Origin of the sequence: Phyllobacterium sp. 1468 (genome assembly GCF_031455525.1) — a bacterium.
GTDB lineage: Bacteria > Pseudomonadota > Alphaproteobacteria > Rhizobiales > Rhizobiaceae > Phyllobacterium.
Genome location: NZ_JAVDSX010000004.1, coordinates 385,553 through 399,141, shown reverse-complemented (window position 1 = coordinate 399,141; position 13,589 = coordinate 385,553). Strand labels below are relative to the sequence as shown.

Sequence of the window (13,589 nt, the reverse complement as noted above, 5' to 3'; positions counted from 1 at the left end):
CCAGATGGCGGGTTGCAGAATTTGGCATGCCATCACAACCAGCGCAGTCAAGTTACACCAGTTTACGGAATTTCCACTTTATTTTTAACTTGTTAACCATTGGCCTTGACCCCTCGACCACATGCCCTTTGGACGCATCCATCCAAACATACGTTGGATATACGTTTCCCAGATCAAGGCGTGATTACGCATTGTCGCCGGTTTCGCGAGACGTGCACCCTCGTAGGCGATTAGTTGATGGACGAGAGACCCTTCCATGATTTTTGCGTATGATACGTTCTTTATCATGCGAGAAATTGGAGAACGCCATGACCACGCATAAAGTAGGCTATTTCATCGGCAGCCTCGCCAAGGGCTCCATCAATCGCAAGCTCGCCAATGCGTTGGTGCGGCTCGCCCCGCCGGAACTTGAAATGTCGGAGATATCGTTCAAGGAGCTGCCGCTCTACAGCTACGACTATGACGCCGACTACCCTCCGGCTGGCAAGGCATTCAAGGCGGCCATCGCGGCCGTGGACGCCGTGCTGTTCGTCACACCCGAATACAATCGATCGATACCCGGCGGGCTGAAAAACGCTATCGACTGGGCGAGCCGGCCCTACGGCACCAACTCGTTCACACGCAAGCCGTCAGCGGTGATCGGCACGTCGCCAGGCGCAATAGGCACGGCAGTCGCTCAACAGAATTTGCGAAGCGTGCTTAGTTTCTGCAACTCTCCCCAGATGAATGCCCCGGAAGCCTACATCCAGTTCACACCGGGGCTGATCACAGATGACGGCGAGGTTACGAACGACACCACCGCCGACTTCCTTAGCACTTTCATGCAGGACTTCCATGTCTTCATCGCAAGGGTTCGCTCAGTACTGCCAAAAGATGCCTAGAGGCCATTGCTAGCCTGCGCAACATGTTAGGTCCAGTTGCTCCCGGATCTGTTTCAATTGGCCGGTCAGTCGGGATCGGTCACTCTTTCGAATAGTTCCACAGGATTGCCGCGATATGTCGTGGCTTTGAACATTTTGAAGTCCAGGCGTGCGGCGACACTTTTCGACGTATCGTTCCACGTATCGATCATGCAAACTGTCCGGGTTGAAATTTTTCTGGAGTCGAACCAGACGAATACGGCTTGCATCGCCTCGGTCGCTATACCTCGGCCGTGGCGGGAATATTCCACCCTCCACATGGCCTCTGGAAAACCATCGTAGGGAATGCCGTGACCTCGATGAAAGTGCGCCAGCCCTACCTCGCCGATCACCGCGCCAGTGATGCGGTCGACAATGGCAAAAGGGCCGAAATCAAACGTCGCCCAGTGTCCGATCCAACGCAGCAGCCGATACCAGATATCTTCCTCGCTCAGTTGGGGATGGCCGGGAGAATCGTCCGTCATCGGCTTGTTCACCCATACGGTCTTGTAGCTTTCAAAATCGCCGATGACGAGCGGACGCAGGATGAGACGGTCTGTTTCAATCATGGTTTTGCTTGCTACGTGATGGGTTGGCAATTGAGTTTAATATCTGCATTCGAAGGTAGCGCCAAATTCTAAACGCGCATTTTCGATCTTCGATCCGTGAATTAACCGTTACGTACTTGTTCTTTCCTCACGGCGGGATTTTCTTTTGGTGTTTGAACGCCGCACGCGACAATTGCACCAAAACAACGGGGAAGGATCAACTCGTGACAAGTATCACACGCCGAGTCTTTGCCTGCGGTATTGCCCTGATTCCGGCGTTGCGCTTCACATCGGCACTAGCCCAGACCAGCATCACCCCGGACAATGCGCGCGCCATCGCCAAGGAAGCTTATATCTACGGTTTCCCGATGGTGGACAATTACCGGATCGAGCACGCCTATTTCGTCGATGTCAAAAATCCGGAATACAAGGGGCCGTGGAACACCCTCGTCAACATTCCGCGTGTTTATACGCCGGCGGACACGGCCATCCAGACACCCAACTCCGATACGCCCTACTCTATGCTCGGCATGGACTTGCGGGCCGAACCCATGGTGCTCACGGTACCGCCAATTGAAAAGCGCCGGTATTTCAGCATCCAACTCATCGATGCATACACATTCAATTTCGCCTATATCGGCAGCCGCACGACCGGCAATGATGGCGGCAGCTATCTCATCGCCGGGCCAGGATGGAAGGGCGAGACACCCAAGCGCGTGAAAGAAGTCATCCGCTCGGAAACGGAGCTGGTGCTGGCCGCCTATCGCACGCAACTGTTCAATCCGGATGACATCGACAACGTCAAGAAGATTCAAGGCGAATACAGGGCCGAACCGCTATCCAAATTCCTCGGCCAGGCAGCGCCGGCAGCGGCGCCCGCCATTGATTTTATCAAGCCGCTATCCCTTGCCGACGAGAAGACCTCGCCCGAGTTCTTCAATATCCTGAACTTTGTCCTGCAATTCTGCCCGACTGACCCGTCCGAAATCGAACTCATGGCACGCTTCGCGAAGATCGGTGTCGGCGCGGGCAAAGCCGTGGATGTCAGCTTACCGGAAATGAAAAAAGCCATCGAGGAGGGCATGGCCGATGCCTGGACCGACCTTGAGGCGTTCCGGAAGCTATTCGATTCGGGCAAGGTAACATCCGGCGAGGTATTCGGAACGCGGGCCTATTTGAAGAACAACTACCTTTACCGCATGGGCGCGGCGGTATTAGGCATCTACGGTAATTCCAAAGACGAGGCGATGTATCCCGCCTATGCCATCGATGCCGACGGGAAGAAGCTCAATGGAGCCAACAAATATACCGTGCATTTCGCGGCGGACAAGCTGCCGCCGGTCCACGCCTTCTGGTCGTTGACCATGTATGAGCTGCCGCAGAGCCTGCTCGTCGCCAATCCGATCAACCGCTATCTGCTCAACTCGCCAATGCTGCCGCAATTCGTGAGGGACGCCGATGGCGGCCTGACATTCTATATCCAGAACGAGAGTCCGGGCAAAGACAAGGAGCCGAACTGGCTGCCTGCACCCAAAGGGCCATTTATCATTGCGATGCGACTTTACTGGCCCAAACAGGAAGCGCTTGACGGAACCTGGAAGCAGCCGCCGATGAAGCGGTCGACGTAACAAGGTCACATCGCGCCCCCGACTGCGGTGCGTCTTCTTCGGCCCCGCCATTAAGTAACAATTCCGCAACACCTTTGCCCAAAGATGAATGCTCGGCCCGATTGTATTCGAAAACTAAACCTTTCGACTTATAGTAGAGCTTTGACTCGCACGGCTAATGACCGTTTTATGCATTTTCTAAAAGCCGGCACGGCAGAGGGGGGATCCTTGACAGCTGCGTCCGAAGAAAAGGTGGGATAGGTATCGGCATGACTCTACGCAAAGCTTTGCGCGCATCGACTGCGCTGACCGTGGTCTCGATTCTCGGCATGGCTGCCACGGTCTCCCTCTCGATTTTCGATGAAGCAAAGGCGCAGACGTGGAATGGGGCGACGCAGGACTACGGCACCGCCACGAACTGGACGCCGAATGATGTACCGGACGCTGCCGGAGAGAGCGCGACGTTCAATGGTGCCGGCGCTGATGTGGTGGATCTTGGGGGAAATACTTTCTCGGTCGACGGCTGGAACGTTAGTGGCGGCACGACCTACTCGATGGAAAACGGCACGGTGAACTTTCTCACTGCGGCAGGTTTGACGAACACGTCATCGGGCGGCTTGGGGATAAATGCAAATATCACTGGTATTGGCGGCGTAACGCAGAATGGAACCGCCACGCTCTTTCTCCTCGGCAACAATACCTATACCGGCGGCACAAATGTGTTGTCTGGTATAGTTGAAGCGCGGGGAACGGGTACTCTCGGAACAGGTGCTGTGGTCGTGGGCGATCCCGGCGGTGGTGCGTCTGCCGTGCTGCAGTTGACCAATGGGTTCAATGCTCAATCACTGGATATCACCAACAACACCACGGGAAACACTGTTTTCGATGGTGGGAACGCTGGAAGTGCCACCATTAGAAACAGCCAGGGCGGCGGCACTACTTTCATGAACAACAGCACCGCCGGTAATGCCACGATTACCAACGATATCAGCGCGGGGCAGCCAAGTGTCACCTTGTTCACCGATACCAGCACGGCCGGGAACGCCAGGTTTTTGCTGCCGGGTGGCGATGTCCGCTTTGAGGACAGCAGCACGGCTGGGGATGCCCAGCTGAGCGGAACGGCAACTATCATATTCTCGGAGAATGCAACCGGCGGTAATGCGCAGATCAGTCTCGAATCCTTTACCGGGTTGATTCAATTTCTGGATAACAGCACGGCGGGTGCGGCTACGATTTTGAATGATACTGGCAGCCAGATTCGGTTCGATGGCACAGGCACGTCTGCCGGGACAGCCACGATCACCAACAGCGGCTCCTCTACATCACCGGCCGTCCAGAATTCGACAACGATATTTGATACGACGAGCACGGCGGGCAGCGCCAGGATCACCAACATAAGTGATGGTCGAACACAGTTCCTCGGTAGTAGTACCGCCGGAAACGCCACAATCACCAACGATGTCGGTGGCGGCACGTTCTTTGAAGCGACCAGCACTGGCGACAACGCGCAACTGGTAACAATTGGCACCGGTTTCGTTGACTTTTCACGCAGCGCCATTGCTGCAAATAGAGCTGGCTCCATCTCGGGCAGCGGCGAATTGCGGCTTGGTTCCATTGACTTCACCGTCGGCTCGAACAATCTGTCGACCACATATTCCGGTGTGATCCAGGATGGCGGCACCAATGGCGGGACCGGCGCGTCGTTGACCAAGACCGGCACAGGAACCCTGACCCTCTCTGGCATCAACACCTATACCGGCGGCACGACCGTCAATCAGGGAACCCTTTCCGTCAACGGCACAATCGGCGCCGTCAATGTTTTGAGCGGCGCGACGCTCGGCGGCATCGGTACGGTCGGCAATACGGTCGTGGTCTCCGGTGCCACCATTGCGCCGGGCAATTCTATCGGCACGCTGAATGTCGCCGGCGATATCACTCTTGATGCGGGGTCGATCTACAGCGTCGAACTTGCAGGCTCAGGCGCATCCGATCTGATCGCCGCTTCCGGCGTTGCAACCTTGCAGGGCGGTTCGGTGGCGGTCACGGCACTAGACCCGCAGACGAGCTATCAAACTGGGCAGGTCTACAGGATCTTGACGGCACAGGGTGGCGTCAGCGGAGCGTTCGATCCGAGTGTGCTGAGCAACTCCGCATTTTTGAGCGCGACGCTTGCGAATACCGCCAATGCAGTGGATCTGACCATCGTAGTCGCACCGACACCCCCTAACCCACCCGGTCCTCCACCGGTGTTCGTGACCGCCGCGCAGACCCGCAACCAGCTGGCGACGGCCGGCGCTCTTGATACGCTGGTTCAGAGCGGCAGCTCGCTGGCCCTGTACAACAGCCTTCTTGTGCTCGATGCCGCCACAGCTCGTGAAGCATTCGATTCATTGTCGGGCGAGATTTACGCTTCGACGAAGACAGCGTTGATCGAGGACAGCCGTTTCATCCGCGATGCTGCAATCAACAGGGTTCGCAGTTCCTTTGGCGGCGTGGCAACCCCTGCTCTGCCGATCATGGCCCATGGCGAAGGCGGCCCGGAACTTGCTCCTGCAACAACCGACAAATTCGGTGTCTGGGGAACAGGCTTCGGCAATTGGGGTTCGACCGACAGCGATGGCAATGCTGCATCCCTTGACCGTACGACCGGCGGTTTTGTCATTGGCGCCGACGCACTTGTCTGGGAAAACTGGCGTCTTGGTCTGCTTGCCGGTTACAGCCGCACATCGTTTGACGTCGATGATCGCTCCTCTTCGGGGGACAGCGACAATTATCACCTCGGCATTTATGGTGGCACGCAGTGGGGCAATCTCGGCTTTCGTGCCGGTGCAGCCTATACGTGGAGCAATATCGATACGCATCGCTCGGTGGAATTCCCGGGCTTTTCCGAGGACCTGAACGCCGACTACGACGCCGGAACAGCCCAGGTCTTCGGTGAACTTGGCTATCGTATCGATACCAGCCGCGTGGCGTTCGAACCTTTCGCCAATCTCGCCTACGTTAACTTCCGGAGCGACTCCTTCTCCGAATCCGGCGGCGCAGCGGCACTGTCCGCATCGAGCGAAACGACCGACACGACCTTCACCACACTGGGTCTGCGGGCGTCCACCGATTTCACGATGGGAAGCATGTCGGCGACGGCACGCGGTATGCTGGGTTGGCGTCATGCATTTGACGACGTAACGCCGCAATCCCGCCTCGCCTTCACTGGAAGCGACGCTTTCACGATATCGGGCGTTCCAATCGACAAGGATGCGTTCGCAGTCGAGGCCGGTCTCGATCTCAAGATCACGCACAGCGCGACGCTTGGTGTGTCCTATAATGGCCAATTTGGCAGCAAGGCAATCGACAACGGATTTAAGGCCGATCTTTCCTTCAAGTTCTAGGAGCCCGTCGTTAGACCCCACTGTCGCGGACGTCTGACGTGATTTTCCGCGCTTCCGGTGCTCACGGACTTAATGTACGCTCCGCTTGAAAACCGGGCCATACGTCTCGCTGCAGCGACTTTCAAAGACAGGCGCTCGGACGTTTGGCTTCCGCCGCTGGAGAAATACAATGGAACGGCCGGAAACAAACCCTGTTGACCAAGATGCGAACCTCGACGCATTGGCCAACTTCGTAGATTATTCGGGCATCAACAGGGACCGTGGCGGCAGGTGCCGTTTCGACGCCGACATCCTGTTCAGCAGCGACAGGACGGTCGACGAGCGCACGCGCGTCCATATCAGCTTTCGCGACGATGAGGTGTCAGTGGTGCGCTTTACCGAGAAGGGCGAGTTGAACCCTGTCAATGTTCATACGGAATTCAGGCTTGCGTCATCCGTTTTCCGGTTTGAAGATGAAGAACTGCAGATTTTTGGAACGTCACCGAAAGTCGGCCAGTACAAGGTCCGTATTCGGCCGTTGTAGAATTGTTTCCGACTGGAGAAATACCGAATGACCGCTTCGTTCGCGGAAACCAAGCTCCTCCTTTTCCGGAGACTCAAATACATACTGCGCCGTCCAAAGCCTCCAGTGCTGGCCGTTCCCTTTACCGGACCAGTCGTGGTTGTCGGTTCGGCTCCGATTTCTCATAAGCCCATCGATTTTGACGAAACATTTCGCGTGATCACTATCAATGGTTCGCAGGCAGTCACCCGAAAATGGGGCATAGAGGTGCCCGACGTTACGCTCATGCAGTACAGACAGCTCGATGGCACGAACACGAACGCGGTTGAGGTTCGTCGCGTGCTCAAGGGCGAGCGCACGGGCATGCTTTATGTGCTGTTGTGGCGCAAGGGACTGGCGAGCCTGAACGAGCACCTGCAAGCATTTGACTATCACTATGACAAGGTTCAGATCGTCAACCGCTACCAGCGCATTGCGCTGGTGGAAAAAATCTGCGGGTTGAAGGTGCTCGAACTGGACGCAATTTCCAAATGCTCGAACGGGGTGATCGCAGTACTCTTCGCGCTGTTGAACGGCGCCACAGACGTGATCATCAGCGGAATCAACCCGCAATCGACCGGACATGTCTATAACCAGGAAAATTTGTCCCGCCTCCACGTCGAAATGGACAGCGAAATATTGCTGACGCTGCTGCGTCGGGGATATCCGGTTTATACGGCTGATCCCGAAGTAGCCAAGTCGATAGGATTGCCGCTCTGGCAAGGCAAAGCACGAAGCAATTCCACCGCCGTCGCACAATAGCGGGGAACATAAGCGTTGGCGGTCCGTTATAGCCCTGTGATGAACAGGAGCTCCAAAATGGCAATGTTTTCCAGAAATGCTGATGATATCCAGGGCGACGTCGAGGCGCAGATCGCGGCGTTGCGCAAAGAGATTTCTAAAATTTCGGCCAGTCTTTCCGATTTGGGATCTGAACGATTTGACGAGATGAAGCGCTCCGCATCAAGGCAGGCCCGTTACGCTGCCGAGACCGCCAAGGAGAATCCTGTGGCAACTGTCGCGATCATCGCGGCTGCAGCTTTGCTACTCGGGCTTTTCTCGCGGCGTTGATACAAGGATGATTTACCATGGACGACATGACCGAAGCCATGCAGGGTGAGACGGACAAGGAAAAATTACGCAGTGAGATCGCCGATTTGAAGCGCGATCTGGCGGCGATTACGCAAACCTTGTCCGACCGGGGTATCGAATTGCTCGATAATCTTTCGGATGATGGCGAAAGCTCGACTTTCGATGAAATCAAGGAGCGTGGGGCACGTGCCGCCAGCGCGCTGGGTCATCGGGCTCAGAAAATTGCCAATACTCAAACGCAAAATTCGGTTTCGACCCTGATGATCATCGCCGGCCTCGGCGTCATTATCGGTATGCTGGCCCGCTAGAAAATCGGCCTTGGTTGCGCGCGAGAAAAAAATTATTTTTTTGCGGAACCTTTGGGATATCTCCGCGTTCCTACAAAACTGGTCCCCCAACCAGCTAGGCTGCAACCCCACAGCCAACCCCGAGTCCCAGCTTCTGCTCCGGTAGAAGCTGGGCTTTTTTTTTCACCGGACCTGATCAAGCAGACGCTTGCATTCAAGCAGGTCAAACAGCGTTTCCTGCAGAAGCGTACGATTGTCCTTGGAGAGCCGCTTGCCATCGGCTGCAACCGGCCCCTCGTCGTCCCCCTTGATCAACCCGAAGAGACGTCTGCCGTGAGGTGCAGATTTCGACGTTCCCATGACGGCAGCTTCCTCGTCAGCATCGACGCGGTCCTGCTCGGCGGCAAGCGCCTCTTCCTGACGGGCCGAGGCCTGCTTTTGTTGGCTGATGGCTTCGGCGGCTGCAGTATCGCCGCTGCCGAGCGCTATGATGAATTGGGTGCCGTTTTCCCGAAGAAGCCGCTGCACACCCTTGATCGTATAGCCCTGATCATAAAGCAGATGGCGGATGCCCTTTAGGAGATCCACGTCCAGCGGGCGGTAATATCGGCGCCCGCCACCACGTTTCATCGGTTTGATATGCGTGAAGCGCGTTTCCCAGAAACGCAGGACGTGCTGGGGCAGGTCAAGATCTTCTGCAACTTCGCTGATGGTTCTAAATGCGTCGGGACTCTTGTCCATGATTTCACCCTCTCAGGAGAAATTCTGATTCGACCTCTATTTCAGCGGTTTATCGACCATTTTTCAAGCGTGGCACTAAACTACACCACAGCAATCTTGCATCCGGAGCGTGCAGAATGCAAATTCAGCCATGTTCAGGCTGTTTTTTTCTTGCGCGTCTGGTGAGAGCGCAAAATTCGCTGCTTCAGCACGTTCGACGCCTTGAACGTCATGACCCGGCGCGGCAGGATTGGAACCTCTTCACCCGTCTTGGGATTGCGACCAATGCGTTCGTTTTTATCTCTTACCTGGAACGTGGCGAACGACGACAATTTGACGGTCTCGCCACGAACAATTGCGTCACATACTTCATCGAGAATTGTCTCGACAAGCGAAGCTGATTCAGTTCGCGAAAGCCCTACCTTGCGATAGACTGCTTCAGCCAGATCAGCGCGCGTAATGGTCTTACCCCCCATACGATCTCAAAGCTCTCGTTTGTTGCAAAACTACCAGGTGACAGCGGAAGTTACAGAATGAAACCGGATCGGGCAAGCACGTTGAGAAAGTTCGTGAACTAATTCAATGCTTAACCTGCCTGCTACCACCGTAGCAGAACTGCACCCCACGTAAACCCCCCACCCATGGCTTCGAGGAGGACGAGATCGCCTTGCTTGATCCGGCCGTCCGCCACAGCCGCCGCAAGAGCTAAGGGTACTGAAGCGGCTGAGGTATTTCCGTGTTGGTCGACTGTGATGACGACCTTCCCGGCGGGCAGGTCGAGCTTCTTCGCGGTAGCGTCGATGATGCGCTTGTTGGCCTGGTGCGGGACGAACCAATCAATGTCCGCAGCCGTAATTCCTGCCTCGGAAAACGCCGCTTCGATCACGTCAGTGACCATGCCGACGGCGTGCTTGAACACCTCCCGTCCTTCCATCCGGAGATATCCCACCGTCTGCGTCGTGGACGGTCCACCATCTACATATAGTTTCTGTTTGTGCGACCCATCGGAACGCAGATTGGCAGTGAGGACGCCTCGATCCGAGGTCAGTCCGCGGCCCTCACCCGCTTCCAGAACGACAGCGCCTGCACCATCACCGAACAACACGCATGTCGTACGGTCTTTCCAGTCGAGGATACGGGAAAACGTCTCGGATCCGATGACCAGAACGCGTTTGGCCATGCCGCCGCGAATATAAAGATCGGCGGTGGTCATCGCATAGACGAAGCCGGAGCACACCGCCTGCATGTCGAATGCAAAGCCGTGCGTCATGCCAAGACGCGCCTGAATATCAACCGCTGACGCGGGAAATGTGTTGTCCGGCGTCGAAGTAGCCAGGATGATCAGATCGATATCGTCCGGCGTGAGACCGGCATTGTCGAGCGCGGCCCGTGCTGCTGCCTCGCCGAGCGAAGCCGTCGTCTCACCCTCACCAGCGATATAACGCTGGCGGATACCCGTGCGCTGGACGATCCATTCGTCGCTCGTCTCGACAATGCCTTCCAGATCAGCATTCTTGACCAGGCGTGCCGGCTTGGCCGCCCCTATACCTTTAACAACTGATCTGATCATTTAACTTCCTGTTGTATTTCGGCTTCTGTGTCGTTGTCCGCTTCGTCTTTGAAGGCGACACCGACCGGACCCTTGTGGAAATGCGTGAGATCTGCGGCGATCTTGTCGAGAAGCTTGTTGTGAGCCATGTCGTAACCAACATCGATGGCGGAGGCAAAGCCCAGCGCGTCCGTGCCACCATGGCTCTTGATGACGACACCATTAAGGCCAAGGAACACGCCGCCATTGGTCTTGCGCGGGTCAAGCTTCTCACGCAGACGGTTGAACGCACCCCGGGCAAAAATATATCCGATCTTCGCCATCAGGGTGCGGCCCATGGCCTCGCGCAAATACTGCGTATATTGCTTGGCTGTACCTTCTGCTGCCTTGAGCGCGATATTCCCGGTGAACCCTTCCGTGACGACGACGTCCACCGTGCCCTTGCCGATGTCGTCACCCTCGACGAAGCCGTAATATTCGAGGCTCGGTAACGGAATTTCGCGCAGAATACGCGCCGCGTCCTTGACGTCATCCTGCCCCTTGATCTCTTCAACGCCGACATTCAGAAGGCCGATCGTGGGGCGCTCGATGTCAAAAAGCGAACGCGCCATCGCGGCGCCCATCACAGCGTAGTCCACGAGTTGCTGTGCATCGGCGCCGATCGTAGCGCCTATATCGAGCACAATGCTTTCACCGCGCAAAGTCGGCCATATGCCCGCGATGGCAGGGCGCTCGACATTTGCCATCGTACGCAGGCAGAACTTCGACATCGCCATGAGCGCGCCGGTATTGCCCGCGGAAACGCAGACATCAGCCTCGCCCGTCTTTACGGCCTCGATCGAACGCCACATGGACGATTTCCAGCGGCCATTGCGCAAAGCCTGGCTCGGCTTCTCGTCCATGCGCACGGACACATCGCAATGGTGGAAAGTCGAGGCGTTGGACAATGCCTGATGTTTTGCCAGGTGCGGCTGGACCTCTTCTTCTCGTCCAAAAATCACGAACCTGATATCAGGATGGCGCTCCAGCGCCGTTGCCATGCCGGGAATGACGATCGATGGACCGAAATCACCGCCCATGGCATCAATGGATATTCTGATCACTCTCGATTGTCCTGTCCTGTTCAGTACGGATGCGCCTGTCCGGGCGGCATTACTTATGCCGAGGACATAGCACCAATCAAGTCTTCTGTTTCCAATCCTTCAGACCAGCGAACGGATTGGCAGGTTTTTCCGTTTCGTCATCTTCGCCGAAACGCGCCACGACTGGCGGCGCATCCTCGATTCCGGGCTTGCGTGGATAGGGATCGATCGCAAGCTCAAAAAATTCCTCGGCGATAGCACCTGCGTCGAGCCTGTCGCCAGAAAACGTCTCCGGTGCATCGGGGCCCTCGGCGTCGATGATGAGTTCGCCATTCTCGTCGAGCGGCAAACGGGCAAGCCGGGAATTTTCCGGCACGAAGAGCGTATCGATCGCCGCATTGACGGTCGCATCGATCGGTTCCAGCGTTACGATACATGACTGGACGATCTCTGCTTTGACCGTACCCCGAACGCGAATGCCATCCTTTTTCCAAGGCACGATCTGCAGATCGGCCTTGAACGATTTGACATCCTCCAATTCGTGAAAGTCGCGCAATGCATCGCGCTCACGTTGATCGGCATCGATCTTGATGGTGACTCCTTTTTGCGGCAAGCGGCTGACGGAGACAGGAAAGCTTAATGCTCCATCGGTTTTTCTCGTCGTCATATTGCTTTCCCCTTTCAATGCCGCGATGTTTCAAGAGCACTCGCATCAGGAAATATCACTTTTCCGCCTGCGAGCACATCATCGGGCTGGTTCTCCAGCAACCGGACCACCTGCTCCACATAATCCGCCAGCCTGGTTGCACCTGACCAGCTATCGCTGTCGGGCCGGATATTGCGAGCAAGCGCGGCAATCAATGCCGGGTGATCATTGCTTTCAAGCGCCTTGTCGTAGGATTCGATACGGCCGTAAAACATCCGCGCCAGTTTCTTCATACGCTTGGGCACACCCGAATCCCCGATGCCGAGTTCGCGCAACGAATGATCGACATCCCTGAAAAATTCGTCCGTCACTTCCTGACCGATCGCTTTCAATGCAGGGCTCCTGCCCTTGATACGCCTGACGAACAGGTAAACATGCAGGGAAAGCATTTCATACCGGCCAAGCGGCGAATCCGGCACGTCGAGGTCAGAATAAAAATACGGCTGCCGCGCCGCTGCCACGATCGCATCGTAGAGGGCAATGGTAATCGCCTCATTTGCTTTGGCCTTGCGGCTGAATAGACTGAGAATCATGTAGTTAGGCCTCAACTTGAGTCACGAGTCGCGTGTTGCATCGGACTTCAAGGTGGTTTACCGAAGTTCTGCGGGCAGCGAAAGACTTGCGCCCAGATTGAAATGGAGATGTCGTTGCTGCAGCGGATTTTCAAGACCGGTTGTTCAAGGGAATACCTTCTCGCCGGAACCTTTTTATTGGCTACGGGGCTCGCTGGCTGCAATACCGCCAACCTCAATCCATCGGAGACATTGACCCAAGGCTATGTCATTGACGACAAGGCCCTGGAGTTCGTTCCCGTGGGCTCCAGTCGAGAACAGGTAATCCTGTCGCTTGGCAGTCCGTCGACGACGGCTACATTCGACAATGAGGTTTTCTACTACATCTCGCAAAAAGCCCATCGCAGCGTCGCCTTCCTGCAGCCCAAGGTCAAGGAACGCCGCATCCTCGCGGTCTATTTCGACAAGGACAGCAAAGTTGCCAGCATTTCCAATTATGGATTGCAGGATGGCAAGGTGTTCGACTTCATTTCCCGTACCACGCCGACCGGCGGCAGGGATCTTTCGTTCCTCGGACAGTTGCTGCAAGGTGTCGGCAAAACCCCGTCAATGCCCTCTGCCGGAAGCACGCCCACCGGAGGCGCGCCGGACAATCCCTAA

The 13,589-nt window shown here is 56.1% G+C and carries 15 protein-coding genes; 8 read left to right on the top strand and 7 right to left on the bottom strand.

Annotation, left to right across the window (positions count from 1 at the left end):
• Nucleotides 1-308: 308 nt before the first annotated feature.
• Nucleotides 309-881, top strand: coding sequence for an NADPH-dependent FMN reductase (locus J2X72_RS13995; RefSeq protein ID WP_310072799.1), 573 nt, complete (start codon nucleotides 309-311; stop codon nucleotides 879-881).
• A gap of 65 nt (nucleotides 882-946) precedes the next feature.
• Here J2X72_RS13995 and J2X72_RS13990 read toward each other — a convergent pair whose 3' ends face one another.
• The gene (locus tag J2X72_RS13990) at nucleotides 947-1,468 is read right to left on the bottom strand and encodes a GNAT family protein (RefSeq protein ID WP_310072797.1); all 522 of its coding nucleotides are present in this window, start codon (nucleotides 1,466-1,468) and stop codon (nucleotides 947-949) included.
• Between the two features lie 245 nt (nucleotides 1,469-1,713).
• On the opposite strand from J2X72_RS13990, the gene J2X72_RS13985 reads away from it, so the two are divergent.
• The 6 genes from J2X72_RS13985 to J2X72_RS13960 all read left to right on the top strand — a co-directional run bounded on the left by J2X72_RS13985 (nucleotide 1,714) and on the right by J2X72_RS13960 (nucleotide 8,381).
• Nucleotides 1,714-3,075: a DUF1254 domain-containing protein gene (locus tag J2X72_RS13985; protein WP_405044722.1), complete on the top strand. Its 1,362-nt coding sequence runs from the start codon at nucleotides 1,714-1,716 to the stop codon at nucleotides 3,073-3,075.
• A gap of 248 nt (nucleotides 3,076-3,323) precedes the next feature.
• Nucleotides 3,324-6,440, top strand: a complete 3,117-nt coding sequence (locus tag J2X72_RS13980) for an autotransporter domain-containing protein (RefSeq protein ID WP_310072795.1) — start codon at nucleotides 3,324-3,326, stop codon at nucleotides 6,438-6,440.
• Between the two features lie 169 nt (nucleotides 6,441-6,609).
• Nucleotides 6,610-6,963 carry a hypothetical protein gene (locus J2X72_RS13975; RefSeq protein ID WP_210002290.1) on the top strand — a complete coding sequence of 118 codons (354 nt, stop codon included), beginning with the start codon at nucleotides 6,610-6,612 and terminating at the stop codon, nucleotides 6,961-6,963.
• A gap of 27 nt (nucleotides 6,964-6,990) precedes the next feature.
• The gene (locus J2X72_RS13970) at nucleotides 6,991-7,743 is read left to right on the top strand and encodes a membrane-anchored protein (protein WP_210002288.1); all 753 of its coding nucleotides are present in this window, start codon (nucleotides 6,991-6,993) and stop codon (nucleotides 7,741-7,743) included.
• Between the two features lie 57 nt (nucleotides 7,744-7,800).
• Nucleotides 7,801-8,052 carry a hypothetical protein gene (locus tag J2X72_RS13965; protein ID WP_210002286.1) on the top strand — a complete coding sequence of 84 codons (252 nt, stop codon included), beginning with the start codon at nucleotides 7,801-7,803 and terminating at the stop codon, nucleotides 8,050-8,052.
• 17 nt (nucleotides 8,053-8,069) lie between these two features.
• The gene (locus J2X72_RS13960) at nucleotides 8,070-8,381 is read left to right on the top strand and encodes a hypothetical protein (protein WP_310072791.1); all 312 of its coding nucleotides are present in this window, start codon (nucleotides 8,070-8,072) and stop codon (nucleotides 8,379-8,381) included.
• A gap of 162 nt (nucleotides 8,382-8,543) precedes the next feature.
• On the opposite strand, the gene J2X72_RS13955 is transcribed toward J2X72_RS13960, so the two are convergent.
• From J2X72_RS13955 to J2X72_RS13930, 6 genes are all read right to left on the bottom strand, one after another.
• Nucleotides 8,544-9,101, bottom strand: a complete 558-nt coding sequence (locus J2X72_RS13955) for a MerR family transcriptional regulator (protein ID WP_210002282.1) — start codon at nucleotides 9,099-9,101, stop codon at nucleotides 8,544-8,546.
• 134 nt (nucleotides 9,102-9,235) lie between these two features.
• Nucleotides 9,236-9,556, bottom strand: a complete 321-nt coding sequence (locus tag J2X72_RS13950; protein WP_106716952.1) for an integration host factor subunit alpha — start codon at nucleotides 9,554-9,556, stop codon at nucleotides 9,236-9,238.
• Between the two features lie 122 nt (nucleotides 9,557-9,678).
• Nucleotides 9,679-10,650 carry a beta-ketoacyl-ACP synthase III gene (locus tag J2X72_RS13945; RefSeq protein WP_112551315.1) on the bottom strand — a complete coding sequence of 324 codons (972 nt, stop codon included), beginning with the start codon at nucleotides 10,648-10,650 and terminating at the stop codon, nucleotides 9,679-9,681.
• On the bottom strand, nucleotides 10,647-11,732 hold the full coding sequence (gene plsX, locus J2X72_RS13940) for a phosphate acyltransferase PlsX (RefSeq protein ID WP_210002280.1): 1,086 nt from the start codon (nucleotides 11,730-11,732) through the stop codon (nucleotides 10,647-10,649). The genes J2X72_RS13945 and plsX overlap by 4 nt, the downstream gene beginning before the upstream one ends.
• 76 nt (nucleotides 11,733-11,808) lie before the next feature.
• Nucleotides 11,809-12,378, bottom strand: a complete 570-nt coding sequence (locus tag J2X72_RS13935; RefSeq protein ID WP_210002278.1) for a DUF177 domain-containing protein — start codon at nucleotides 12,376-12,378, stop codon at nucleotides 11,809-11,811.
• A gap of 14 nt (nucleotides 12,379-12,392) precedes the next feature.
• Nucleotides 12,393-12,950: a ubiquinol-cytochrome C chaperone family protein gene (locus tag J2X72_RS13930; protein WP_310072787.1), complete on the bottom strand. Its 558-nt coding sequence runs from the start codon at nucleotides 12,948-12,950 to the stop codon at nucleotides 12,393-12,395.
• Between the two features lie 114 nt (nucleotides 12,951-13,064).
• Here J2X72_RS13930 and J2X72_RS13925 point away from each other — a divergent pair, with 114 nt between their 5' ends.
• On the top strand, nucleotides 13,065-13,589 hold the full coding sequence (locus J2X72_RS13925; protein WP_405044713.1) for an outer membrane protein assembly factor BamE: 525 nt from the start codon (nucleotides 13,065-13,067) through the stop codon (nucleotides 13,587-13,589).

Bases quoted from the DNA above. Each gene is read 5' to 3' on its own strand.
- J2X72_RS13995 (WP_310072799.1), top strand. From the start codon at position 309: ATGACCACGCATAAAGTAGGCTATTTCATCGGCAGCCTCGCCAAGGGC.
- J2X72_RS13990 (WP_310072797.1), bottom strand. From the start codon at position 1,468: ATGATTGAAACAGACCGTCTCATCCTGCGTCCGCTCGTCATCGGCGAT.
- J2X72_RS13980 (WP_310072795.1), top strand. From the start codon at position 3,324: ATGACTCTACGCAAAGCTTTGCGCGCATCGACTGCGCTGACCGTGGTC.
- J2X72_RS13975 (WP_210002290.1), top strand. From the start codon at position 6,610: ATGGAACGGCCGGAAACAAACCCTGTTGACCAAGATGCGAACCTCGAC.
- J2X72_RS13970 (WP_210002288.1), top strand. From the start codon at position 6,991: ATGACCGCTTCGTTCGCGGAAACCAAGCTCCTCCTTTTCCGGAGACTC.
- J2X72_RS13965 (WP_210002286.1), top strand. From the start codon at position 7,801: ATGGCAATGTTTTCCAGAAATGCTGATGATATCCAGGGCGACGTCGAG.
- J2X72_RS13960 (WP_310072791.1), top strand. From the start codon at position 8,070: ATGGACGACATGACCGAAGCCATGCAGGGTGAGACGGACAAGGAAAAA.
- J2X72_RS13955 (WP_210002282.1), bottom strand. From the start codon at position 9,101: ATGGACAAGAGTCCCGACGCATTTAGAACCATCAGCGAAGTTGCAGAA.
- J2X72_RS13950 (WP_106716952.1), bottom strand. From the start codon at position 9,556: ATGGGGGGTAAGACCATTACGCGCGCTGATCTGGCTGAAGCAGTCTAT.
- J2X72_RS13945 (WP_112551315.1), bottom strand. From the start codon at position 10,650: ATGATCAGATCAGTTGTTAAAGGTATAGGGGCGGCCAAGCCGGCACGC.
- J2X72_RS13935 (WP_210002278.1), bottom strand. From the start codon at position 12,378: ATGACGACGAGAAAAACCGATGGAGCATTAAGCTTTCCTGTCTCCGTC.
- J2X72_RS13930 (WP_310072787.1), bottom strand. From the start codon at position 12,950: ATGATTCTCAGTCTATTCAGCCGCAAGGCCAAAGCAAATGAGGCGATT.